Origin of the sequence: Nostoc sp. FACHB-888 (genome assembly GCF_014696655.1) — a bacterium.
GTDB lineage: Bacteria > Cyanobacteriota > Cyanobacteriia > Cyanobacteriales > Nostocaceae > Nostoc.
Genome location: NZ_JACJQM010000025.1, coordinates 73,352 through 99,250 on the forward strand (window position 1 = coordinate 73,352; position 25,899 = coordinate 99,250).

Annotated in this window: 15 protein-coding genes and 1 pseudogene; 13 read left to right on the forward strand and 3 right to left on the reverse strand. The window is 40.5% G+C overall.

Going from position 1 to position 25,899, the window contains the following annotated elements; all coding sequences use genetic code 11:
* Positions 1-351 precede the first annotated feature (351 nt).
* The 7 genes and pseudogenes from H6G26_RS17470 to H6G26_RS17500 all read left to right on the forward strand — a co-directional run bounded on the left by H6G26_RS17470 (position 352) and on the right by H6G26_RS17500 (position 11,158).
* Complete coding sequence (locus H6G26_RS17470; protein WP_190730450.1) at positions 352-2,358, forward strand: ATP-binding protein; 2,007 nt, start codon at positions 352-354, stop codon at positions 2,356-2,358.
* 85 nt (positions 2,359-2,443) lie between these two features.
* Positions 2,444-3,637, forward strand: coding sequence for a hypothetical protein (locus tag H6G26_RS17475; RefSeq protein WP_190730451.1), 1,194 nt, complete (start codon positions 2,444-2,446; stop codon positions 3,635-3,637).
* Positions 3,638-4,227: 590 nt separating this feature from the next.
* A pseudogene (locus tag H6G26_RS43830) lies at positions 4,228-4,608 on the forward strand (DUF4157 domain-containing protein); the annotation flags it as partial.
* Between the two features lie 33 nt (positions 4,609-4,641).
* Positions 4,642-5,649, forward strand: a complete 1,008-nt coding sequence (locus tag H6G26_RS17485) for a hypothetical protein (protein ID WP_242053775.1) — start codon at positions 4,642-4,644, stop codon at positions 5,647-5,649.
* Positions 5,619-9,086: a hypothetical protein gene (locus H6G26_RS17490; protein ID WP_190730453.1), complete on the forward strand. Its 3,468-nt coding sequence runs from the start codon at positions 5,619-5,621 to the stop codon at positions 9,084-9,086. The genes H6G26_RS17485 and H6G26_RS17490 overlap by 31 nt, the downstream gene beginning before the upstream one ends.
* Before the next feature lie 32 nt (positions 9,087-9,118).
* On the forward strand, positions 9,119-9,634 hold the full coding sequence (locus H6G26_RS17495) for a hypothetical protein (RefSeq protein ID WP_190730454.1): 516 nt from the start codon (positions 9,119-9,121) through the stop codon (positions 9,632-9,634).
* A 297-nt stretch (positions 9,635-9,931) separates the two neighbouring features.
* Positions 9,932-11,158, forward strand: a complete 1,227-nt coding sequence (locus H6G26_RS17500) for a YbjN domain-containing protein (protein ID WP_190730455.1) — start codon at positions 9,932-9,934, stop codon at positions 11,156-11,158.
* Positions 11,159-11,726: 568 nt separating this feature from the next.
* Here the strand turns inward: H6G26_RS17500 and H6G26_RS17505 are convergent.
* The 3 genes from H6G26_RS17505 to lepA form a co-directional block, all read right to left on the reverse strand.
* Entirely contained in the window at positions 11,727-12,914 is a 1,188-nt protein-coding gene (locus H6G26_RS17505) for a glycosyltransferase family 4 protein (RefSeq protein WP_190730456.1), read from the reverse strand.
* A gap of 325 nt (positions 12,915-13,239) precedes the next feature.
* A complete protein-coding gene (locus H6G26_RS17510) occupies positions 13,240-13,470 on the reverse strand; it encodes a hypothetical protein (protein ID WP_206757543.1) in 231 nt (76 codons plus the stop codon).
* A 594-nt stretch (positions 13,471-14,064) separates the two neighbouring features.
* Entirely contained in the window at positions 14,065-15,876 is a 1,812-nt protein-coding gene (gene lepA / locus H6G26_RS17515; RefSeq protein ID WP_190730458.1) for a translation elongation factor 4, read from the reverse strand.
* A 548-nt stretch (positions 15,877-16,424) separates the two neighbouring features.
* Between lepA and H6G26_RS17520 the strand changes: the two genes are divergently transcribed.
* From H6G26_RS17520 to H6G26_RS17545, 6 genes are all read left to right on the forward strand, one after another.
* A complete protein-coding gene (locus H6G26_RS17520) occupies positions 16,425-16,661 on the forward strand; it encodes a hypothetical protein (protein WP_190730459.1) in 237 nt (78 codons plus the stop codon).
* Positions 16,662-16,833: 172 nt separating this feature from the next.
* On the forward strand, positions 16,834-18,600 hold the full coding sequence (locus H6G26_RS17525; RefSeq protein WP_190730460.1) for an ATP-binding protein: 1,767 nt from the start codon (positions 16,834-16,836) through the stop codon (positions 18,598-18,600).
* A gap of 539 nt (positions 18,601-19,139) precedes the next feature.
* Positions 19,140-19,370 carry a NifU family protein gene (locus H6G26_RS17530; RefSeq protein WP_012408256.1) on the forward strand — a complete coding sequence of 77 codons (231 nt, stop codon included), beginning with the start codon at positions 19,140-19,142 and terminating at the stop codon, positions 19,368-19,370.
* 78 nt (positions 19,371-19,448) lie between these two features.
* Complete coding sequence (locus H6G26_RS17535; RefSeq protein ID WP_190730461.1) at positions 19,449-21,683, forward strand: glycoside hydrolase; 2,235 nt, start codon at positions 19,449-19,451, stop codon at positions 21,681-21,683.
* Between the two features lie 274 nt (positions 21,684-21,957).
* Complete coding sequence (locus tag H6G26_RS17540; RefSeq protein ID WP_190730462.1) at positions 21,958-23,010, forward strand: serine/threonine-protein kinase; 1,053 nt, start codon at positions 21,958-21,960, stop codon at positions 23,008-23,010.
* Between the two features lie 607 nt (positions 23,011-23,617).
* Complete coding sequence (locus tag H6G26_RS17545) at positions 23,618-25,672, forward strand: serine/threonine-protein kinase (RefSeq protein ID WP_190730463.1); 2,055 nt, start codon at positions 23,618-23,620, stop codon at positions 25,670-25,672.
* Positions 25,673-25,899 lie beyond the last annotated feature (227 nt).

Below are 25,899 nucleotides of genomic sequence, written 5' to 3' on the forward strand. Positions count from 1 at the left end.
AGGATTGCTATATTATATGCAGCTTCATATAAAATTGGTATTAGGACTCTCTGAGACTGTAATTAAATCCCATCCTAACTATCAAAAACTACGATCTTACGGCGTTATTACTGTTTAATTTTGTCCGAAGTATTGCTCAAGATATCTTTGACAATCTTGGGAAATGAATTTATAATCACTATCAAATAGATATACTTTAATCTTCCGCCCAAAATTTAACATATTTTGGGCTGTTTTTATCGGATTTTTCTTAACATTCAATACTTTTCTGCGAGTATCTGTAGATGGGGCAGAAAGCCCACTTTATAAGAACAAAGCAGGGGTATACGATTCTTCACAGGTTATTATTTCATGAATTCGACTAACTTAAGTCAAGATTGGTATGAATTAAACCAGCGCTACCTATCAGCAGCCTTAGCTTTAGTACGCGACGCCATAGAAAAATATATTATTAAAATACAAAATCAAACTGATAATAAACACTCATCTCAACAGTCTCAACATTATGAAGATTTACAACAAGCGGCTCTGTCAATGCCTTCACCATCAGCATTAGAGCGAATATGTAAAATTTTTGCTTTGTCAGAGTTTGAGCGCGATGTACTACTGTTGTGTGCATGTATGGAGTTCAACGGTGATTTTGCTTCTTTATGTGCAGCAGCGCAATCCGACACACAGCGAGCTTTTCCAACATTTAGTTTAGCGTTAGCGGCATTGCCTAACGCTCATTGGGATGCAACAGCTCCAAATTCACCTTTACGTCGATGGCGGCTAATAGAAGTGGCAGAAGGTAGAGCATTGACTCTTTCTCCTCTACGAATCGATGAACGGATTTTGCACTATCTTGTTGGCAACCGCTATTTAGATGAAAGACTAGCGGGGATAGTAGAGTCATTACCAGAAACAGGAGAATTAGTACCATCGCACCAAAAACAAGCAGAAACAATTGCAGCAGTTTGGTCACAAATATCAACAACAACTGTGTTGCCTGTAGTTCAGTTGTGCGGTAGCGAACCAACCAGTAAAAAAGCAATTGCTACCAAGGTTTGTAAAATTCTCAATGCTAGTTTGTGTGTAATTCCTGCTCGAGTAATGGCATCTGTACCAAGCGAACTGGAAAATTTTATCCGATTGTGGGAGCGCGAAGCTGTATTGAGTGGAAGTGCGTTATTACTAGATTGCGACAGAATCGAAATGACAGATTCTGCCCGTGTTACTGCGATTGAGCGTTTAATCGAGCGAGTCAATGGCTTTTTGTTTGTAGCTAGTCGAGAAAGAATACCTTTTCTGCAACGTCCAGTAGTAAGTTTTGACGTTCACAAACCCACTATCGAAGAACAAAGTATACTCTGGCAAAGTCACTTGGTGGAACTAGCGCCACAATTAAATGGGCAAGTCAAAATATTAGTAAGTCAGTTCAACCTGAATCCCTTGACAATTCGTGCAGCTTGTGCACAGGTAGCAGGTAACTTTAATCAGGGACAAGAAAAAGATTTAGGTAAAATTTTGTGGAATGCTTGCCGAACCCAAGCGCGCCCTCGCATGGAAGAACTAGCACAGCGTATTATTCCCACAGCTGATTGGGAGGATTTGGTTATACAATCAACACAAAAGCAAGTTATACGTGAAATTGCTGCACAAGTACGACAAAAATATACCGTTTACCAAACTTGGGGATTTGCTGGTAAAAGCTCACGGGGACTGGGAATCAGCGCTTTATTTGCAGGTACTAGTGGTACAGGTAAGACTTTGGCAGCAGAAGTTTTAGCGCAGGAGTTGCAGCTTGATTTATACCGTATAGATTTATCATCAGTAATCAGTAAATATATTGGTGAAACCGAAAAAAATCTACGCTCTTGTTTTGATGCAGCAGAAGAAGGTGGTGCTATTCTTTTATTCGACGAAGCTGACGCATTGTTTGGTAAGCGTTCTGATGTCAAAGACAGTCATGACCGCTATGCTAATGTGGAAGTGAGTTATTTATTACAACGTATGGAGTCTTATCCAGGTTTGGCAATTTTAACAACAAACCTCAAAAGCTCATTAGATGTAGCTTTTATGCGGCGTCTGCGGTTTGTAGTTCAATTTCCCTTCCCTGATACTACTCAACGCGCAGAAATTTGGCGCCGGATTTTCCCGTCGCATACCCCAACCGAAGGTTTAGAATTCACGAAATTATCTCAATTGAATGTAGCAGGTGGCAACATTCGCAATATAGCCTTAAACGCAGCATTTCTAGCAGCCGAAAGTAGCGAAACAGTACAAATGAAACACATCTTAAGTGCAACGCGCGCAGAATATGCGAAATTAGAAAAATCCTTAACTGAAACAGAAATTAACGGTTGGATTCCTAAATAAAAAACTAGACTAAAGTCTAAAGATTTTTAGTAATAGATTATGAAATAATAACAGAAATACCGCCATTATAATAGCGAGATTGGCGATGAAAGAACGACAAAAAAACCATAACCAAGATGATTCATCTGCATTTGAACATGTTCAAATGCAGTCACGCACATCGAGCAGCCAGTCTCAGAAACACTCCCAGGCATCTACCACCCAAACGCCTGATGAGCAATCATTTCAGCAGCATCAATTAGAAGCTCAAAAGCTGCAAGTAAAAGGAAAGCATGCCACCCTGACACCAGGGGAACAGCAACAACTGACTACTTTGCAGACGAAAATGAACGATGCTCTACAAACAAAAGAAGAAAATTCTTCACTTGGTCACAACTTAGCGAATATTTCCATCAATCGTCCTGGCACATTAAAAGAGAAGCAACCCATAAACAAAAAAGAGGAGTTGGAACAAAATTCCGAAGACGACGTTTTACAAATGATGCCAGATACCCAGGATAAAGCGTCAGCCAGCGCGAGTAAAGAATTATCAGAACAGAAGCAAGGAGCAAATAGAAATAAATTTAAGCAAGATTATCCACTAGTACAAGAACTAGTAGATAAGATTGACCCCGCACAACCGCACGAGAAAATACTAGAACAGCTATTTAATAATTTTCAAAAAATTAATTTTATTTATACAGCGCAATACAAAAAACCTGAAACTTTACTAAAAGGGGCTAAAGAAGGAGACTGTAAGACTTTAACAGAGACTTTTCAAACTGTTGCAAAAGAGTATTTTGGTATTACAAATATAACGATTGGAGAAATTAAGGAACCTTTTGTGAGCGAAGCCGGAAAAACTCCGCATAAAGGTAAAGAACCCAATTGTGATTTTGACGGCAGCAAGAAAGGGTGGTTCTTCCAAAATCATTATTGGGCTGTGTGGAATAACAAGGTTTACGATGTATTATTCCTTAGCCATAAAGCGCCAGAAATTGACAAAGCCAAGCAAAAAGACCCTCTCAAATCAATGTTGATGCCTGAAGGAGAGTATTACGAAACAGAAAAAGGAAAGGTTGTCTATCCGGTTGGAGTCAGATATTCTACTGTTCAACTGAGCGTATTTCAGAAAGCGCAAAACTTCATGAAAAACCTCAGCGGTAGTTTAGCAAGACAAGGAAGTGAAATAGCTCGTTCGATTAAATCATTTTTGACTCGAGGATCGAGAGACGATAGTGGTCTTGATAGTTTATTAGGTGGGTTAAAAAAACAAGCTGCTCCAGGGGAAAATGAATAGAAGTTTCGTAGTAAGGGCTTTAGCCCTTATTTAATTTATATAAGGGCTTCAGCCCTTACTACAAACAAAGGGGACATAAAGATGAGTAACCGTATAACACCCCAACGCAAGAAAGCTGCAACCTCAAGTTTTGCAGCAACATCGGTGTCCTCATCAACAACTCCCACTATTAGGGCGGCCGCATCATGTCAATAAAAACAGCATATTCTCAATAGATGTAAAACTAATCTCATTAAGGCTTGTTTATTGACAAAAATTTGGCGATCGCTTTGAGGCTTGGAAAATAAATCAAACGAGAAATGCTGAGTTTTTCGTTGCTTCTTAACCTTGGTTGTGATCAGGAGTAATTTAGATGCGGCCGCCCTGCTCCCACTATAGCTTCTCCTACACGCAGTTTTGGTATACAATCAGAACCTGCTTTGTCAGAAAAAAGCCAGGATAAGAGCGATTTACAAGAAGAACAAGCTACAAATGAACCATCGGAATTTTTAACCCAATCGCCGCTTCACGATATCAGCCGCATTTCGCTACGTCCCCAAGCTAAAGTCATCGTTAATCAGCCAGGAGACTTTTACGAACAAGAAGCCGACATGGTCGCACAAAACGTGATGCGAATGTCAGTGCCACAACAGCCATCCACTTCTGGGCAGCCAATTACTCGAGGCGTTTTACAACGCCAGACAAATAACAATAATGACAATGGCTTTGAAGTCAACAGTCATTTTGAAAATCGATTGAAAAATAGCCAAGGAAGAGGTGGTAATTTACCGAGCGAAGTACAAAGCTTCATGGGACCTCGATTTGGTATTGATTTCAGCAATGTGCGGGTGCATACGGATAACTCATCGGTACAGATGAACCGAGAATTAGGAGCGTAAGCATTTACCCGTGGTAGCGATATTTACTTTGGCTCCGGAACATCTCCAGCAAAAGATGAGTTAACGGCTCACGAATTAACTCATGTAGTACAGCAAACCGGAGGTAAACAGCTAAACCGACAAATCATGCGCCGACAAGTGCCTGAACTTGAAGATAAAATTGATACCCCAACCACAGAAGACCAAGAAAAAACTCAACAGACACCAAATCAAAAGCAACAACCATTACAAGAAACAGGAACCGAAAAGCAAAACAATAATAATTTGCTCTCTGAGTCAAAGGGAAAATCAACACAACCGCAGCAACAGCTTGCAGAAAATTCAAATGCAGTAGAAGGTGAACAATCTCCGCAAACACAAGAAAAGAAAAACAAGCCAAAAAATCCCGAACAAGATTTGCAACAAAACAAGCAAGTCAACCAACAAAGTACCGAATTAAAAGAAAATAATGAAATTACTAAAAATTTTCAAGGTAAAGACAATAAGCAAGAAATAAATAATCAGGCTGAAAAAGAAAATCAGCAAGAAATAAATAATGCGGGTGAAAAAGAAAATAACAAGGATGGAGCTAATAGCAGAAGTGATTTGCCGATTAATCACTTAGCTCCTACAGATGCAGTTACTAATAATGTAGGTGTAGAAGGTGCAGGAAAAACTAATCAGATTCCTCAACAAGCAACGGAACTCAATACAGAAGACCCTGGGAAAATAATCGAGCAACTCAAAAATACACCTCCAACCCAGGCTTTTGCTGCTTACGCAGAAGTACAAAACGCATTACCTCAAGCTTTCGAGAAACAAAGGCAACAAGTTCAAACTACCATACCAGAAATTCCCGCGCCTGTCGGTTTATCACCCAATCAAGAAGCTTCACAAAAGGCGCCTTTGAAACTTAAAAAAGCTCCTCAACAAGAGCAACACGACCCGAAACTTCAAAAAGAAAAACCAGATACAGAAAAAGAGCAACACGATCCAAAACCTCAAAAAGAAGAACCAAAATCAGAGGATAAAAAGGGTAAAAAGGGTCAAGAGGATAAAAAGGTAAAAAGGGTGAAGAGGGTGAAGATATCAACACTAGCGCCGGAGATCGCCCAAAAGTTGATATGTCGGGATCGGCTGACCCATTACAAATAGATGCTGAACAAGCGCAGTCAGATCAGCAAGTACAAGAAGCTAAGGGTAAAGCGATGGGTGAAACCGATCGCGATTTTGGCGATAAAAATATCTTTCCAAATCCCAGCAATGAAACCCTTAAAGCAAAGAAAGAATTATCTAAAATTTCTGCCGATAAAAGCAAGGGCGGTGACTTCCCAGTTATTGAACCTGAAGTTGCTAATGGGTTAAATCAAGGTTTAACACCTTATTATCAAGAAAAAATTGCTCCTGAACACGAGAAGTACTCGATAAGCAAACAAAAATTTGATAGTGATTCAGAGAATGCAAAAAAAGATAGTAACAAGCAAATAGCCGACTTAAACCAAGAAACTACACAAAAACAAAAAGAAACTAAAGAACAAGCGCAACAAGAAGTTAACGAAGCGAAACAAGATTGGAAAAAAGAGATAGATAAAACCGATAAAGATTATCAAGACAAAGCAGGCAAAGCCAATAAAGACCAGCGTCAAAAAGTAGAAGACGAGAAGAAGAAAGGCGAAGGTCAAGTTGACCAAGAAATGAAAAAAGCAGAAGAAGAAGAAGCTGCTGCCAAGAAGAAAGAAGCTGATGAAAAAGCTGCTGGCAAGAAAAAAGAAAAGAGTGAAAGAAAATCTGGCTGGGATAAATTTGTTGGATTTTTTAAAGATGCTTGGGATGCAATAAAAGACGCAGTATCAGCTATTTTCGATGCTTTACGTAAAGTAGTAAAAGCAATTTTTGATGCAGTAAAAGCTGTAGTTAATGGTATTATTGACGCGGTTCGCGCCGTTATAGTTGGAATCATCAAAGCTTTTGGAGAAGTTCTCAAGGTAATAGTCAAAGTTGTATTTGCAGCCTTCCCAGAAATTTCTAAAAAGTTCACGGACAAAATTGACCAAGTAGTAAACAAAGCTACAGAAGCTGTTAATAAAGCGGCGGACTTTTTGAAGAAGGCGATTTCAACTGTTTTAGATTTCCTGGCTAAAATTTTAGACAAATTATTAGAGCTAGCACGAGACATAGTTAAAGGAATTATGACCGTGATTGGCATGTTACTCACGGGACAATTTAAAGAATTAATTGAAGGCTTCAGTAATTTAATCAAAGCTGCGAAAACAATGCCTGAGCAATTTGAAACCGCAGCGTTAGAAGAACTACTCGGAGGTGGCGAACTTGACCTAGATAAACCTCTGTCACCAGAAGAACTCGCCCAAGCCGAACAAGCAGGAGTAAATATTCCCCGTCCAAATGCTGAAAACTCTCCTGAGGGTGAACAAGCAGGCAACCAAGAAACTCAAGAATCAGGAGAAATGCCCCAAGCGCCTTGGACAGAGGAAAACGTTGGCGTTGATACAGTCGAAGACAACATGGAACTTTCGCCAGAAATTGCTGAACAACTGACGCAGCAAACCAACGGTGAAGGTGAAGTAATGCTTGCTGAGTCAGGTGATAAAAATCGCTCAATGGATGCGGTTATGTCTGAAACAGGACAGAAACAAACACAAGGAGAGCAACAACCCCAACAAGAACAACAAATTCCCGACGATGGACTCTCACCAAAACAGCGTGCTGATATTAAATGGCAGATGATGAAGCAAGGTATCAAGAAATGGTTCTCTGATAACTGGCCGATTTTACTTGGTGCATTAATCGCTGCTAGTGCTGTAATTATTGCTGCAATCGTCGCTTCTGGAGGCGCTGTTTTAGCTGCACTTCCAATGATTTTAGATATTTTAATGGTCGTGTTTGCAGCAGAAATAATCGCAAGAATTGGAGGATACCTCAGAGATTATTTCTCAAAAGCTTGGCAAGGAGATATTAAAGGTGGTGGTAAGAGTTTAGCAAAAGCACTAGCAGCTGGTGCCATTGAGCTGGCTTTGCTGCTAACTTTTGAAGCTGGAAAATTAGCAACTAAAGGTGCGAAAGCTGCTGGAAAAGGTGCAGGTAAAGTCGCCAAAGGCGCAGGGGATGCTGCCAAAAAAGCTGGTAATGCCGTAGTTAGAGGTTCTAAATACGTTATCAAAAAAGGTAAAGTTCTCTTCAAAGGTATCGGTGGAACAAAAATTGGCAAACAATTTAAGAAACTTGATGACTTAGGTCGGGCGCTACTAGATCGAATGCGGTTTAAAGCATTCCGAATTCTCATTAAAAATCGCCGCTTCCGACTCGAAGGTTTAATTAATCCTTGGGTGTTAATAGCAAGTGGAGAAATAAAACATTTTAATGATAAAGATTTGACTCATGGACCAAATGGAAGTGTTACTACACCAGAAGGAAAACCAGGAACTATTATCACAGAAGGAGGTTCAGCTGGCAAACGACCTGGTTCAGTTCAAAAACTCGAAGAGATTAAAGACATAGCTAAAAGCAACAAAATACCAGAAGAACGACTTTGGAATCTACAACGTGAATTAGATGTAAGTAAATTAGAAAAATTAGATGATGCACAAATACTAAAAGAGCTTCAAAGAGTAGATGCAGAATTTAACAAATTAGCTAAATCTTTGGGCAGCGAGGATATCGTTAAAAAACTAGGGTTAGATTTGAAGCTTCAGGATATTGATAAGTTAATTACGGATTTAGGTGATAATGCCGTTAAGAAACTAAGTCAAGATTTGAAGGGTAGCGAAATTCAAACACTCGTTACAGATTTGGGCAATAATGCCGTTAAGAAACTAAGTCAAGATTTGAAAGGTAACGAGATTCAGGATTTAGTTGCTAAACTAGGTAATCATGAAGTTAAAATACTCGCAAATAATTTAAGTAGTAATCAGGTTAAGCAACTTTTAACCCGAACAAATAGTACATCTGAATTGCAGCAACTACTACACCAAATGGGTGGAGCAAAAGATGCAGCAAAATTGCTACAATTTATAAATCAAGCTGGCCCAGGCCAAAGTGCAAAACTACTTGACATTTTAAACTTAGTTAAAGCTGGTGACCATGCAAGGTTAAACAACTTGCTGAATCTTGCGGGTAGCAATCCTAGTACATTCCAAAGGCTTGCGGATATAACTCTTGCTCTTCCAAAAACTAAACCAACAGTTCCAAATATCGCTCCACCTCCAGCTACTTCTATAATGGGTGGTAATGGAGCTAATATGCAACACTTCATTGATGGACATACATTCCAATATTTAGATATATCTCAGCGGCTTGCCAAACCATCAACTACCCTGTGGCCTCGTAGCACAACTCCCAATGATATAAGCAATTATTTACAGGAAGCAATAAATGAACTAAATAGAACTGGTAGGCTAGGGACAGTAACTCCTGGAAATCCTAAAACAATAACTCTTCCTTCTAATGGTATAACCGTTCAAGATGGTGTTACTCCTAGCTATAAATACGGGCAGTTCTTCCCAGTATCTGGCAATGGTTTAGAAACAATCTCAAGAAGCGAAATGAACGCTATTTGGGATATCTTGAAGCCATAACATGACGATCAATTAATTATAGGAAAGTAATTATGATTGACATTAATTTTTGTATATATATAGTAGATAATAATTTAATCGAATTAAACGAACAAGATATAAAATCAGATTTTAAGAGATATAGTTCTTTTTTTCATGATGCAGAAACCATTGATGGAGCTATCTTAATAAAATCTCCTGACAAGAACGAAGTTATTATTCAAGATGAGCTATGGGTTATTGTGCAAAATTTTTGTTTCACTTCTACCCTGAATTTGCTCCGTGCACAAAAAGAATGCTTTATTTACCACTACTTCAGTAGCTATGGACAGATTATTCTTATCCCTTCAGCTGAATTTATACGTATTATGGGGGATGCAGTACCAATAGAGAGTTTTACAGCAAGTGAACTTCTGCCTGCTTTGTATCATTGTGGAGAAAGAGTTATTAACTTATTACGCAAATTACAACAAGCAGGTTGTGTTAATATTGATGTTAATGTTGAATACCTAGAAGCTTTAGCAAAAGAAACACTTGAGGTTTTGCAAGCAAATAATATGCTTTCATGAAGACTTAAAAACTTGCTTTTTTCAACCACAACGAGCAAATTTATAATATTAACTTCAGAAATTGCTTCCAACCGAATTTATTTTTGTAGGTTGGCTTCATTATTACATCAAATCTAACATAAACGCCTTTGTTACGCGAAGCACAAGCCAACCAAAGAAATGTTTCAAATGTTCGCTCCAAGCAGGAAGGACTACCTCGCTTTTCAGATGAACAAGGGCTGAATAAATTTAAGCGCAAAGAAAATATTTTTTTAGATGATATAGAGTTACATAACTTAACATAATAAGCAATTCGGCATGAATACAAGCACTAAAAACTGTCATCTCAAACACGAAATTACACTATGGGAGTCTGAAGATTTTCCCCTTACTTTGCGTGCAGTTGACCTTTTACTTATCAAGCAAAATCGCAAAATCACCGAGTGTCGTCTTACCTTCCAAGTTACCCCAGAACTGTACCAACATATAGACACACAAGCTTTATTCAACCTCAAACCAGAAATTCGTAGTCCTATATCTGGCAAAGCTTTAGAATCCTCACATAATATCCAAATCGACGCTAATCTCGACTCTGATTTACTACCCCAACTTACAAAACACGCAAAAACTAACACGCAAGCTTTAGCTTACCTGCAACATCTTAGCCAAGAACAGCCAAACCACCCTTTACTATCTCCGCACAGTTGGTATGCATTAAAAGTTAAGCAGCAACAAGATAAAGGTGAAGTCGGTTATAGTACTTTGTGGCTTTATCTTAAACCTTCTGATATTACCTCTGATGGTATTGATAACAAAAAACTGAACGAGGCGATGTTTGATTTTGCCAAAGAATTGGCTAATACAAATCAACTACATATTTTGGAAAAAGATATTTCTAAAGATATATCTAAGATTCTGAATTCTTCAAATGTTGAGTTCTCCCAGCTTTTTGAGCAGCATATTACTACAGAATTAACTAATAATATTTCAAAAATAACTGAAGAGGCAGTTTCTCAAACCTTTGAGCAAATAACCAATGCTTTTGATGAATTTTCTACAAGCATTTCCGAAATTACTGAAGTAATTACTACAAATAAAGATATTTTTGAGACAACTATCAAATTCTTTCAAGAGCAAAATTGGCAATTTGAGCAAATTTCAGGTGAGGAAACTTTACATCTTGCTTTTCAAGGTAAAAACGGTAAGTGGAACTGTTTTGCTAAAATTAGAAGCGAACAGCAACAAATGATTTTTTACTCAATCTGTCCGATTACGACACCTGAATCAAAGCGCAGTGCTGTTGCAGAATTTATTACCAGGGCTAATTATGGTTTAGCTATGGGTAATTTTGAATTAGATTTTTCCGACGGCGAAATTCGTTTTAAAACTAGTATAGATGTTGAAGGCGGCTTCCTGACTTCAGAACTGCTAGAAGGGGTAGTTTATGCCAACGTGACGATGATGGATGAATATTTACCTGGAATTATTGCCGTCATAAAAAATGATACATTACCAGTAGATGCGATCGCCCAACTTGAAAGTTAATTTTCATACTATAGGACTAATATTTGATTTTTGAAAAGAACTACGAGATAATACGTAGAAATACATTTGTATAAGAGCAAACAATAATAAATCAGCATCTACAGGACGCGATCGCACAGGGCAAACGCATCTAAATATTGACGAGCCTGAATCAGAATGGAATTTCAGTAGACCGAAAACTTTTGCGATCGCTCTGTAATGAATACCTATTTTAGTGATATTTTACTTCAAATATGTACTTTTAAATACTAGTACTCAATGGATCGCCTAGAGTCCAGTCGTAAGTAAAACTAATAATTTAACCAAGATTAAGCACACATTCCGCACCCTTAACTATCACAATCGGTTATTACGGAAGTTAATTCCTGAAAAAGGAGTAAAAAATTACATTTATCTCAAAAAAACAGATTTGTCTGCTGAAAAAATTACAGCAGTACCTGTTGTGGATCTATCAAAAGTTGATTAGAATTTTATTCAAGTTTAAACAAAGTTTACATTTATACACTGTTCAAGGACAGCTTCATTTAGCTGTCCCTAATGTCATATATAGAACAGTATATTTGATTGATTACCAGGCAATTTGCGATCGCTCTTGTACAACTCGCTGATATACTTCTTCAGTTTGCTTGGCTAATTTCGGCCAGCTAAAGCGTCGCTCTAAATCCTCATAAGCGTTATCCACCAGCCATTGTCGATATCCTGGATTTTTCAAAACCTCCAAAATTCCCCAAGCTAAAGAATCGGGATTGTTCACCCAAGTAACAATACCTGTTTTGGTATGTTGCACCACTTCAGGAAAACCACCAGTATCGGAAACCACTACAGGAACACGAGAAGCAAAGCTTTCTAAAGCCACAATTCCAAAGGGTTCGTAAAGGCTGGGAAAAACGGCACAGTCAGCGACAGTTTGGAATTTATCTAAATATTCATCGGAGAGAAAACCTGTAAAATAACAATGATGCCAAATTCCCAAATCCCAGGCTTGGCGCTTGAGATGATCAGTATTGCCACCACCAACGATCACAAATTTAACGTTACCTCCCATTTCTGCAAGGATCTTGGGAGCCGCATGAAGTAATATAGGTACACCTTTTTCATAGGTCATGCGACCGAGGTAGTAAACGATTTTCTCATCGTCTGTGGCAAATTGGCGGCGAAAATCCAAAGCATGAAAATCTATGTGATGCTGTTTTTTTTCGGCTCGGATACCATTATAAATGACATCGATTTTGTCCCAAGGACTTTGTAGCGCTCGTTCTACTTCTTGGCGCATATAGTCGCTACAAACGATAATCCGCCAAGCGTTGAAAGCCAGCAAGTTTTCTTTGCCATTGATATAGGCTTGGATGTTCGTGTGAATACCGTTGTAGCGTCCGTATTCTGTAGCATGAATTGTGACAATTAATGGTATTTTCAGATTATGTTTGAGAGCGATCGCAGCATCTCCTACTAACCAATCATGGGCATGAATTAAATCAAAAGGCCCTTCCTCTAAAATCAACTTACCACCGTGATGTCCCATACTCAGGTTGAGATTAACTATCCAGTGGAAGAAGTCATTACTATGTGTCACTGGCACCCGATGCACTTTTACTCCCTCAACCACCTCATACATTGACGCCTGACCAAACTCTGCTGTAATCAGGTGGACTTCATGTCCTAGCTTGACCAATTCCGGGTACAACTCCGCTACATGCCGCGCAATTCCCCCAACAATTCTTGGCGGAAACTCCCAACTCAGTACCAGTATCTTCATCTGCTAGACTCCCCCATACTTTACAAATATCTAAAAAACTACATTTACCTAAAAATACAAGGGTGGTAAATGCAGTAAGTATGTTTACTAAAATTTTGAGATTTTTTAACAGTTATTTTGTTAAAGCTTATCAAAGGTTATGAACTGCGGGCTAGTACTGCTGCACGGAAGTCAAAAATCAAAAGTCAAAAGTCAAAAAACTTCTATTCTGGGCTTTTTTACCATTTTTAATGGTCTGTTCATTTCCACCGTGCTGTACTAGCGATAGGAAGCAAAGTGTAATTCGTAATTAGGACAATTGAGCGCCCATTTTGCAACTTAAGCTTTAAGAAGGGGTAACAACACAAACAGCATGAACTTGATCGCGCCCTTGCTGTTTGGCTTTAATCAAATCTTGCGGCGAAACTTCGGAATTTGGCACAATGCTGACAACGCCTAGACTGACAGTAACGCGATCGCACATACTAGATTGAGCATGGGGAATGCCCAAGGCTAAACCTGCCACCAGCAGGCTAAAACTTCTCAACTTGAGGCTGCTGTTGACAGACTTTATCATTAAAATTAACGGAAGTTAAATCATAATAAAAGAACCCCACCCCGCAAGCTCTTAGGGGGGTGGGGTTCCAGGTATCAACGCTCTTCCATCACTCTGGTTAAAGAAAAATCTCAGGCAACTTTTAAACAAGAGACAGAAACTTGGTTTGGAGCTTTATCAAAAAAGCTTCATGTTCAAAAGCTCGCCCGCAAGTGGCGCAAAAAAAATCTTGTATCTTAAGGTAGGTAAAAACCCCACCCCTAGTGTCGGGCTGAGTTTAATTGCATTAGCGTAGCGGGGCGTTCACTTTTAGCGTCTCTAAGAGTTCTGACTTTTCACGGGAAGTCCTCAAGCCTCGAAAAAGCGTGGCTTTTTCTACAGCCTAATTATCAATAGCTGTAAGTTAATGACAATAGCTAACGAAAAAATCAGGGTTTAGGAAACCGCAACAATGAGATTTTCCATATGCCGTGAAAAGTCAGCTAAGAGTTGCCCATTGCGAATTGCGAATTGGATTTATTTGCTAACACTATGGCCAAAAGAATCTCTTTGAGGTGAAAGTCTTGTGCAGCAAAGATTGTTGTTTTTTTCTCTGGAGAAAGTGATGAAAAAGCGTTAGCTTTGATCCAAGCGCAGTACTGCCATAAAGGCTTCCTGGGGTACATCCACTGTACCTACAGATTTCATCCGTTTTTTACCTTTTGCTTGCTTCTGTAAAAGTTTCTTCTTGCGGCTGATGTCCCCGCCGTAACACTTGGCTAGCACATCTTTCCGTAAGGCGGGGATGTGTTCGCTGGCGATAACTTTACTGCCAATAGATGCCTGAATTGGCACTTTAAATTGATGGCGGGGAATTAGTTCTTTGAGTTTTTCTGCCATTGCCCGCCCAACGTTGTAAGCTTTATCTCGATGCACAATCATCGCCAAGGAATCCACAGGATCGCCGTTAATCATAATATCCAGCTTCACCAAAGGATTTTCACGGTAGCCGATGATATGATATTCCATACTGGCATAACCGCGCGATCGCGACTTCATCTGATCAAAAAAGTCAGTCACAACTTCCGCCAAGGGAAGTTCGTAAGTAAGTGTGGTTCGTCCTTGGGCGAGATATTTCATATCTTTGAAGATGCCACGGCGATTTTGTGACAACTCCATCAAAGCGCCGACATAAGTTTCCGGCGTAATCATCTCTACTTGAACATAGGGTTCTTCAATTCTTTCGCGATCGTTGGGAGAAGGTAAGCGGCTAGGATTATCAATGTACAGTTCCTCACCTTTGAGGGTAATCACCTTATAAACTACCGAGGGGGCTGTAATGATTAAATCTAGGTTATACTCTCGCTCTAAACGTTCTTGAACAATTTCCATGTGCAGCAAGCCCAAAAACCCGCAACGGAAACCAAACCCCATCGCGCTCGAAGTTTCTGGTTCGTAATGTAGCGCTGCGTCGTTGAGTTCGAGCTTTTCCAAGGCTTCCCGCAAATCTTCAAATTGGTCAGCATCAATGGGGAACATCCCGCAAAAAACCATCGGATTCGCTTCTGCGTAGCCTGGTAAGGGTGCCTCTGCTTTCGCCTTACTTAGGGTAATTGTGTCTCCTACCCGTGCATCAGCTACAGCTTTAATTGCCGCTCCCAAATAGCCTACTTCCCCAGCGTGGAGTTCTTCAACTTGCTTTTGAGTCGGAGAAAGAACGCCTAACTCATCAATTTCAAATTCTTTACCAGATGCCATTAAATGGATGCGATCGCCTTTCTTCACGGTGCCATCCATCACCCGGAAATATACAATTACCCCCCGGTAACTGTCGTAATAGCTATCAAATATTAACGCTCGTAAGCGTTCATTTATGGTATTTGGCGGTGGCGGTATCCGCTCAACCACTGCTTCTAAAATCTCATCAATACCAATTCCTTCTTTAGCAGAAGCCAAAATCGCACCACTGCAATCTAGACCGATAATTTCTTCAATCTCGCCAATTACTCGTTCTGGTTCTGCCCCAGGCAAATCGATTTTATTCAAAACCGGGATAATTTCCAGATTACTCTCTAAGGCTAAATATACATTCGCCAAAGTTTGCGCCTCCACACCTTGGGACGCATCTACTACCAATAGCGCTCCTTCACAAGCAACAAGAGAGCGGGAGACTTCATAAGAGAAATCCACGTGTCCAGGAGTATCAATGAGGTTCAGCACATATTGCTGACCATCTTTCGCTGTGTAGTTCATCCGGGCAGCTTGCAGCTTAATTGTAATGCCGCGCTCCCGTTCCAAATCCATATTGTCGAGGAACTGTTCCTTCATCTGTCGGTCTTCAACAGTGCCAGTAGCTTGTAGCAAGCGATCGGCGAGGGTTGATTTCCCGTGGTCGATGTGAGCAATAATACAAAAATTGCGAATGCGAACTGCGGGAACGTCAGTCATATACTATCTTTGCCTTAGCAGCAACCAAAGTTAAAAGAGCAATTTACTTAATGTATTTTAATGCTTTCTTAGCCAAGACGCTGCTTGCTTTTAATGCTGAGTTAGGAGTTAAAAGTTATTTATTATTTATTCTCCCCCTGCCTCCCCTGCTCCCTCTGCTCCCCCTGCCTTTCTTGCCCCTCTTCACCCCATCTTGAACTTCGATCTAAACACGTGGACTTTTAAGAATATTATGAAAGTCTATTTGTCGCTGCTAGTATTCATCAGCCAGGAGCGTACAATAAATGTAAATAAGTACATATAGGGATCATGGGCAATTACTACCCGTAATTACCTGTAATCACTATTTTGTCGGCAAAATTTCTAAAGCCATTGTCTAGTTAGTTATATGAAAAATGCGATTTAAAACTTAAAGCTGTTACTTTGGTGCTATTTCGGGGAACTATGTAACTGTCCCCTTGAAGATTTTTCAGTGAATTAGCCCAAATTTATGAATATAACTACTTTACAAAGCTTTAGACAAAACCAATTCACAGTATATCAAACCTATGAATATGCAAGAGAAAACTACCAAAGCGGAAAACACACGAGCCGATAAGGTAGAAATTTCTGTCCGCCTGGACTCCGAGCTACTAGAGCAAATTCAGCATCTCACCAATGACCCAAGTAAAGTGATTGAGGTGGCGATTCGTCAGTGGTTGCGGGGTGAAATCCTCAGAGATGACGAACTGACGCGTACCCCTGTGCGTACCCCTGTTCCTCCTCGGGGTGAATGGAATGATTAACACTATTAATCAGCTGTCAATGCAATTTAAAAAAGTAAAGTTTGTCAATCTGGATTTCAAAACACCAATAAATACCCAATAAAAAACGAAAAAGCTGTAAAAATTTATGCGAAAATTTGAGCAGCTTTAGTAAAATTACGGTCGGATACCCTTTGTCTATCCAACTCAATTAATGACTATTACTGCTAATTCCCAATTGTCAAATGTATTTTCCCAAAATCTGGAAGCTATTACTAGTAAGACTGATGGCTCATTACCAACTCTAGGAGCCGAGTTGGTGTATACGCAAGATGAGGCAGGGCGCTATCTGACCTTTTGTTGGCAGTACAGCGAACTGCTGGGGTTAAATACTGAAAAAGTAGTTGAGGAACTGAACCAGACCCAAGCCTTTGCCCCGGTGGATAAGGTTACTTATTTGGAACGATTGCACCGAATTTTAAAAAGTTTGGTGCCAGAAAGGTTTCAGTGTTGGTTTAGCTACCACCAGGAATTATTTGAGTTGGACTTGGTGATTAGTCCGATTATGCCGAGTTTGGGAACAACTGCCACCACAGTTTTAGTGATGGGACGGTTAGTGCAAGCGACACTCAACAAAAAACAAGTGCCTGTGGCATCAAAAACGCCCACACAAATAGAGTTGGCAATACGTTCACAGCAACACCAAAAACTGGTAAATCGCATTACCAGAAATATTCGCCGGACGTTGGATTTAGATATTATTTGGCAGCAAACAGTTGATAGTTTGGGGAAAGCACTGCGGTTAGAGCGCTGTATTATTTGTCCTTATCAGCCCTCTAACTCAAAAGTGGAGGTGAAGGCTGAGTATTGCCAGCCAGAACTCAAATCAATGCTTGGCTCAAAAATAGATATAGCTTCAGAGCCTGCCTTTTCTCAGGCTTTGACAGCCTTAGAACCAGTTGTAATGGAAATGCCTGGATACGCAGGGTCTGGGCGACAGAAAACTTTGGTGATTGCAACTTGCTATCAAGACCAAGCTAATGGATTGGTTGCCTTGAGTTGGCAGGATGAATGCTACACATTAACAGAACCAGAATTAGAACTAGCAAAAGAAGCAGCAGATCAATTGGGAACTGCGATCGCTCATGCTACTTTATATAAAGAATTAGAAGCGGCGCGTCAAAAAGCCGAAGAAGCTTCCCGCCTCAAAAGCGAGTTTCTGGCTAATGTATCTCATGAAATTCGTACCCCCCTCAACGGCATGATTGGCTTCTTGAAGCTGATTTTGGAAGGAATGGCAGATGACCCAGAAGAACAAAACCAATTTTTGACAGAAGCTCACCACTTATCGATACATCTGCTGAATATTATCAACGACATTTTGGACATCGCTAAAATCGAAGCTGGCAAAATGGAGCTAACTTACGCTCCAGTTAAGCTAGATGAGCTATTCCATGATGTAGAAAATTTCATGCGTCCCCAAGCAGAAATGAGAAACCTCAGCTTTCGGATGCAGATGCCTGCTACCTCCGATGAAATCATTGTCCTAAGCAACTACCAACGGTTGCTACAAGTTATGCTCAATTTGGTAGGTAACGCCATCAAATTTACCCATGAGGGCGGTGTTACTGTCAGCGCTGATTTAGTACTCAAAAAAGCAAAGCCGAACTTTCAAGGCCAGGAATTTCCTGGTATGGTAAGAGTACGTGTGGCAGACACTGGCATTGGTGTTTCCTTAGACAAACAAGATAAACTGTTTCAATTATTCTCTCAGGTGGATGGCTCCCGCACTCGCCATTACGGCGGTACAGGTTTAGGACTGGCAATATCGCAGAAGCTAGTGGAGGCAATGGGCGGCGAGGTACATTTTTACAGTCTGGGCGAAGGACTTGGCTCAACAGTCACATTCACCGTACCACTATATCAACAACCAGTCATGGTTTTATCTAGTGATAGCGACTCAAGAGATAATGCTTGCTGATTTATGGAATTTTGGATTTTAGATTTTAGATTTTTCCTTCAAAAAATCCCAAATTGAAAATTGGCAAAGTCAAGAGCCACGATACTTGGCAATACTAGGTTTGGAGTTTTAAATTTTTTTAATAATTATTATTTAAATAACAAAATTGGAAATTGGAAATAATTCAGTCCCTAGTCCACAAAATTGTATAATTATGGGCTGGGTTGAAGCACACAACGCAACAAACGCCTAAATGTTGGCTTTTGTTCTGCTCTACTCAAATTTATAAAAATAGATTTTTCACCCCTCTTTACGGTGAAGTGTACTTAGGAGCATTAAATCCTGTCTCCCGTCAGACTGCAAATCACAACCTAAAAGCTAAAGTAAAGTAGGAGGCTCACACGAAAACTCTGTTCAGACAACATGGAAAATAAAATTTTGGATAATCGTTAACGAGTAACGGCAGATAAGGCACATGAATCATTATTATTTAATGCCTTATGCCCCATGCCCCATGCCCAATGCCCCATGCCTATCATTAATTTAGCAGGTCTAAAACTATGGAACTCACAATTGACAACGTCGAAACAGTCTTAGATGAAATGCGCCCTTATCTCATGTCTGATGGCGGCAATGTGGAACTGGTAGAACTCGATGGGCCTGTTGTAAAACTCCGCCTGCAAGGTGCGTGTGGTTCTTGCCCCAGTTCTGCAATGACCCTGAGAATGGGTATTGAGCGCCGTTTAAAGGAAATGATTCCCGAAATTGCAGAAATTGAACAAGTGGTGTAAAAGTTAGGAGTTAGGAGTTAGGAGTTATGAGTTTTGAATCAACTCCTAACTCCTCATTCTTAACTCCTAACCATTTCTATGTCCCATCCTCTTTACATCGCTTTTATCTGGCATCAACATCAGCCGCTGTACAAGTCTCCTGGCAGCGGCGTTTCGCTATCTTCTAGTCAGCAGTACAGGCTACCTTGGGTACGTTTGCATGGGACTAAAGATTATTTGGATTTGATATTGCTCTTAGAGCGGTATCCTAAATTACACCAAACGGTGAATTTAGTACCATCGCTGATATTGCAACTCGAAGATTACATTGCTGGCACTGCTTTTGACCCTTACCTCACAGCCTGCTTGACACCGGATGAACAACTCACGCAGCAACAGCGCGAATTTATTATCCAACACTTTTTCGATGCCAATCACCATACTCTGATTGACCCTCATCCCCGTTATGCCGAGTTGTACCAGCAAAGGCAGGAGAAGGGGCAAGCTTGGTGTTTAGCAAATTGGGAATTGCCAGATTATGGTGATTTGCTAGCTTGGCACAATTTGGCTTGGATCGATCCGCTGTTTTGGGATGATCCGGAAATTGCTACTTGGTTAAAACAGGGTCGGAATTTTACTTTAAGCGATCGCCAGCGCATTTATTCCAAACAGCGAGAAATCCTCAGCCGCATTATCCCCCAACATCGGAAAATGCAGGAGGCGGGGCAGTTAGAAGTTACCACCACGCCTTACACTCACCCAATTTTACCCTTACTCGCTGATACTAACTCCGGTCGGGTAGCTGTGCCTAATATGGCATTACCTAAGCAACGTTTTCAGTGGGCAGAAGATATTCCCCGCCACTTGCGGAAAGCTTGGAACTTTTATAAAGACCGCTTTGGACAGATACCTCGTGGTTTGTGGCCTTCGGAACAATCAGTAAGCCCGGCAATCCTTCCAGATATTATTAACCAAGGATTTAAGTGGATATGCTCAGATGAAGCCGTCTTAGGGTGGACGCTGAAACACTTTTTTCATCGGGATGGGGCGGGGAATGTGGAGCAACCAGAACTGTTGTATCGGCCCTATCGCCTGCAAACCGCCGAGGGTGACTTGTCAATTGTGTTTCGTGACCACAGATTATCAGATTTGATTGGCTTTACTTATAGTGCGATGCCAGCAAAAAAGGCAGCTGCGGATTTAGTGGGACATTTGCAAGCGATCGCTAAAATGCAAAGAGAAAGTCAAAGTGAAGAACCTTGGCTAGTTACCATCGCCTTGGATGGCGAGAATTGCTGGGAATTTTATCCCCAAGACGGCAAACCCTTCTTAGAAGCTTTATATCAAAGCTTGAGCGATGAACCCCACCTCAAACTCGTCACTGTCTCCGAATTTCTGGAAGAATTTCCAGCCACAGCCACCATCCCCGGAGGACAACTACATAGTGGTTCTTGGGTGGATGGCAGTTTCACCACTTGGATCGGCGATCCCGCTAAAAATCGTGCTTGGGATTACTTGACAGAAGCAAGAGAAATGCTTGCAAGTCATCCTGAAGCGACGGAAGAAAACAACCCAGAAGCATGGGAAGCGTTGTATGCCGCAGAGGGTTCAGACTGGTTTTGGTGGTTTGGTGCAGGACACTCCTCAAATCAGGATGCCATCTTTGATCAATTGTTTCGAGAACATCTGTTTGGCATTTACAAAGCATTAAATGAACCTGTACCGCCCTACCTCAAGCAACCAGTAGAAATCCACGAAGCGCAGGGAAACCACACCCCACAAGGTTTTATTCATCCCATCATCGATGGTAAAGGTGATGAACAAGATTGGGATAAAGCTGGACGCATAGAAATCGGCGGGGCGCGAGGGACGATGCACAACAGCAGTGTCATCCAGCGACTTTGGTATGGGGTGGATCACCTGAATTTCTATGTGCGGCTGGATTTTAAAAGTGGCGCTGCACCAGGGCAAGATTTTCCAGCAGAGTTGAATTTGCTGTGGTTCTATCCAGAAAAAACAATGGTTAACAGCCCAATCCCCTTGGCAGATGTACCAGATGCAGCCCCACTTAATTACCATTTCCACCATCTTCTGGAAGTTAACTTGCTGACGCAATCGATTCAATTTCGGGAAGCTGGAGATAGTTATCAATGGCATCCCCGTTTCAGTCGCGCTCAAGTAGCTTTAAATAGTTGTTTAGAATTGGCAGTACCGTGGGCAGACTTGCAAGTTCCGCCAGATTATCCTTTGCGCTTGATTTTGGTGCTTGCAGATGAAGGGCGTTTTTGCAACTACTTGCCAGAAAATGCTTTGATTCCAATTGAAGTGCCTTAGAACTCAATACGCTTGGTGTTATACCATTTCAAAAAATACCTAGTAGGGGCGTACAGCTAGCTGTACGCCCCTACAGCCAATTCATGTCTTGTAAAGATTTTTAAAACATATTGAATTTCTCTTGTCAATGCGTAAATTCTACAAAATTTATTTTTACTTTTTGAATTTCCAATAGGAGAGTAATGAGGATTTAGCAAAGATCCAGTAATTTTACTGTTTCCAACAAATATATGTCGTAAGATTAGAGACATTTCAGAACAGATACTCTATACTAATGAATCGCTTTTCTCAGAAAATAACGAATTCTCAAGAGAGCATTTTACAGCAAACTCAGCTTGGCCAGATGTGTGGTTCCAAGAAGCTATTTCGTGGTCGTTATGAAATATTGCAAATTTTGGGTAGAGGTGGTTTTGGGATCACGTTTTTAGCCAAAAATGCCATATTACCTGGGAATCCCCTGTGTGTCATTAAACAGCTTTGTCCGAAAGTGACTAATCCTCAAAGTTGGCAGAGGGCATGTACACGCTTTGAAAAAGAAGCAAAAACCTTGGGCCAACTTGGTAGTCATTCACAAATTCCCATGCTATTGGACTACTTTCAGGCAAATGGAGAGTTTTTTTTAATTCAAGAATACGTGCCGGGTTTGACTTTGGCACGAGAAGTGCGCCAAACTGGGGCTAAAAGTGAAGCCTCAGTTAAACTGTTTTTGCAAGAATTATTACCTGTATTACAGTATCTTCATAAACATCATGTGATTCATAGGGATATTAAACCCCAAAATTTATTGCGGTGTGAGTATGATGGGCGAGTAGTGCTGATTGATTTTGGGGCGGTGAAAGAGCAATTAGTTGATTCTTGTGAAAACTCAATCAATCAAGCTGCAAACACCAATTTTATTGGGACTAGGGGATTTGCACCACCAGAACAGTTTTCTCTACGTCCAGTTTATGCCAGTGACATTTATGCATTGGGTGTAACTTGTATCTGTATGTTAACTGCTAAAAGTCCTTTAGAATTTGACTACGACGCAAATACTGGTGAAATATGTTGGCAAAAAGAGGTAGATATTAGCGATCGCTTCGCCTATATTTTAGGAAAAATGGTGAAGATTTCGTTAGATGATCGGTTTAAGACTGCCGATGAAGTAATGAAAGTTTTAGGGAATGAAAGCTATTTGCCTACTTTGGCTAACTGTCTAACTACCCAAAAATTAAACAATAAAAGTATTGCACAATACGGAAATTCTTACGAAGCTTCTGATGTATACATCCCACCTGTGGCCAGAACTGCTAGTGCTATTCGCAAATGGAGAGCAAGACTTAAGTAAACAAGTTCGCACAACTAAGTTAGAGGATGTTTTAAAAGTTGTTAGTGATGTATCAAAAACTTGTAGTTCCTCTAAATTCCCCTTAAAAAAGGGACTTTGATCTCGTTTCCACCCTTTTTAAGCAGGTTTGGGGGGGTAGCTAAAAGTGCCTAAAATAACAGTGAAACACTTTTTAAATAACTTATTTTTTATTGCCTAAAGTATCAAATGAACAATTAATCATGGGCATTTTAAAATCTCAAAAATAAATTTAGTAAGCATTTTAACTACATTTAATATTCAGTAATGGTTAATTAATCAGGGTTTAAGTTTAGTACTTAGTAAATTATCGTTTATCAATATACAAGCAAAATTACTAGGTTTAATAGTTCAGAAAAAATTTTTATTCAAATTATTATATAATCGAGAGAATAATTAATCTTATGGCTCTCGTAGTTTTCCACAGATGAGGAAGACTGACTACTATTTACAAACGCTAACTATATTAAGTAATTCCCCAATCCCCAGAACAGGGTTTTCTACCAAAAGTAAGCGAGAGTCAATTTTCTTAAGGGAAAGTTCGGGGCAAACTTAGCCTAAGTTGTCATGCAGTCGCGCCTGTCAGATCATGATCTGCTGCTTAAATCCCGATTGCTCAAATCCCCTGAATCCCAATGGAAAGAAGTTTTGCCAAAGTTGTAGCACCCCCTTGGTGTCACTTTTAAGAAATCGCTTTCGTGTCATCCGAGTCCTTTCAGATGAGGGGGGATTTGGCAGAACCTATCTATCAGAAGATGTCGATAAACTCAATGAACGTTGTGTTATCAAGCAGTTAGCTCCAAAGTTCCAAGGAACTTGGTCGCAAAAAAAGGCGATGGAGTTGTTTGCCGAAGAAGCGCAGCGACTACAAGACCTTGGGGAACATCCCCAAATTCCGACTTTGCTAGCTTATTTTGAGCAAGACGGCTGCCTATATTTAGTGCAGCAGTTTATCAATGGCGAGAATTTGTTAAAGGAGTTGCAACAGCGCAAGGCTTATAACGCTAGGGAAATTCAATCTATTTTGCTAGACTTACTGCCAATCCTCAAATTTATCCACGATCGCAAAGTCATTCATCGAGATATCAAACCAGAAAATATTATCCGCAATAAAAGTGATGGGCGATTAAGCTTGATTGATTTTGGTTCCTCAAAGCAATTCACAGTGAGAGTTCAGCAGAAATCTGGCACATCCATTGGTTCACATGGTTATTCTCCCTTAGAACAGATTAGAGATGGTAAAGCTTTTCCCGCCAGTGATTTGTTCGGTTTGGGGGCTACCTGCTTTCATCTGTTAACGGGAAATTCCCCCTTTGAACTGTGGATGGAATCTGGGTACGCCTGGGTGAGTAATTGGCGGGCATATTTGCGGACTCCATTAAATTCTGAGTTGGATTTTGTCATCGACAAGCTTTTGAAAAAAGACATCCATGAACGTTACCAGTCAGCCGATGAAGTCCTCAGAGACTTGACTCCAAAACAACTCCTGGCACTGCCACCAGCAGGTAAGTCATCTGGAAAAATACCACCAACTAAAGCACCAAATTTACCAAAAAGTTATCACTTACTGAGAATTTTAATTTTGGTAAGTGCTTTTATTTTGTTGTTCGGATTTCAAGAATCTTGGTATAAATATTTTCGCCGAATTCAAACCAATTTATCCTCTAGGCTGAGTCATCACAAGAATTCTGGCAAAGATGAGGCGTTTTTAGGCCAGCAGCTAAAGATTACTTTGGGTAAGGTTTCCTTGGCTAACACTCTCCAAGGACATGAAAAGTTAGTTTTATCCGTTGGCATCAGCCCCGATGGTCAAACAATTGCTAGCATTGGGGGCGACCGCACAATCAAACTTTGGAATCTCGCAACCGGAAAACAATCTTCACTCAACGCCTATTCTCAGCAGGTGAATGCGGTGATGATTAGCCCAGATGGTAAAACTCTGGTTAGTGGTAATGATGACAGCACCATCAAAATCTGGAATCTGGTAACAGGAAAACAAATTCGCACTCTTACAGGGCATTCTGACTCAGTTCATGCCCTAGCCATCAGCGCTGATAGCCAAACCTTAGTTAGTGGCAGTGATGACAACACCATTAAAATCTGGGATTTAGCAACAGGAGAGCAAATTCGGACACTGGTAGGGCATACATTTTGGGTGCGATCGGTAGCTATCAGCCCTAATGGCGTGATTCTTGCCAGTGGCAGTTTTGACAAGACTATCAAAATTTGGAATCTAACAAAAGGTTACTCAATCCGCACACTGGAGGGAAATTACCAAACAGTGACAGCTGTAGCTATAAGCCCAGATGGTAAAACTTTAGCCAGTGCTAACCGTGATGTCTACGACGGGTTACGCCTACGCACCATTAAACTTTGGAATCTAGCGACGGGAAAAGAAATTCGCACACTAGCAGGACATACTAACACAGTCACATCCGTAGCTTTCAGTGTCGATGGTAAAATGATTGCTACTGGTAGCCGCGATCGCACCATCAAATTGTGGAATTCAGCCACAGGAGAAGAAATTCTGACATTGGCGGGGCACAAGAATACTGTGACATCCGTAACCTTTAGTTCTGATGGCAAGACCCTTGTCAGTGGTAGTGAAGACAATACTATTAAGATTTGGCAGTTGTCTCAGTAAGGAGGAATTATACTTAACTGTGTATTAGGGCCGCACAGTTATGTATTGGTGTCAACTTCAGGAAATTTTGTCTTCACCAGGACTTACGCAACTGGCACAGGCGATCGCTAATCACTGGTACTTTAGTACTATAAAAAGGCGTTTTAAAATCAGCCCTTTTTGGAATTGTTGATAGTAACTAATCAAGTAGATTCCAAGAAAAATTTTATGAGAGAATAAGTAGCAGG

Coding starts and splice junctions, on each gene's coding strand:
- H6G26_RS17470 (WP_190730450.1), top strand. CDS start 352: ATGAATTCGACTAACTTAAGTCAAGATTGGTATGAATTAAACCAGCGC.
- H6G26_RS17475 (WP_190730451.1), top strand. CDS start 2,444: ATGAAAGAACGACAAAAAAACCATAACCAAGATGATTCATCTGCATTT.
- H6G26_RS17485 (WP_242053775.1), top strand. CDS start 4,642: ATGCGCCGACAAGTGCCTGAACTTGAAGATAAAATTGATACCCCAACC.
- H6G26_RS17490 (WP_190730453.1), top strand. CDS start 5,619: ATGTCGGGATCGGCTGACCCATTACAAATAGATGCTGAACAAGCGCAG.
- H6G26_RS17495 (WP_190730454.1), top strand. CDS start 9,119: ATGATTGACATTAATTTTTGTATATATATAGTAGATAATAATTTAATC.
- H6G26_RS17500 (WP_190730455.1), top strand. CDS start 9,932: ATGAATACAAGCACTAAAAACTGTCATCTCAAACACGAAATTACACTA.
- H6G26_RS17505 (WP_190730456.1), bottom strand. CDS start 12,914: ATGAAGATACTGGTACTGAGTTGGGAGTTTCCGCCAAGAATTGTTGGG.
- H6G26_RS17510 (WP_206757543.1), bottom strand. CDS start 13,470: ATGATAAAGTCTGTCAACAGCAGCCTCAAGTTGAGAAGTTTTAGCCTG.
- lepA (WP_190730458.1), bottom strand. CDS start 15,876: ATGACTGACGTTCCCGCAGTTCGCATTCGCAATTTTTGTATTATTGCT.
- H6G26_RS17520 (WP_190730459.1), top strand. CDS start 16,425: ATGAATATGCAAGAGAAAACTACCAAAGCGGAAAACACACGAGCCGAT.
- H6G26_RS17525 (WP_190730460.1), top strand. CDS start 16,834: ATGACTATTACTGCTAATTCCCAATTGTCAAATGTATTTTCCCAAAAT.
- H6G26_RS17530 (WP_012408256.1), top strand. CDS start 19,140: ATGGAACTCACAATTGACAACGTCGAAACAGTCTTAGATGAAATGCGC.
- H6G26_RS17535 (WP_190730461.1), top strand. CDS start 19,449: ATGTCCCATCCTCTTTACATCGCTTTTATCTGGCATCAACATCAGCCG.
- H6G26_RS17540 (WP_190730462.1), top strand. CDS start 21,958: ATGAATCGCTTTTCTCAGAAAATAACGAATTCTCAAGAGAGCATTTTA.
- H6G26_RS17545 (WP_190730463.1), top strand. CDS start 23,618: ATGATCTGCTGCTTAAATCCCGATTGCTCAAATCCCCTGAATCCCAAT.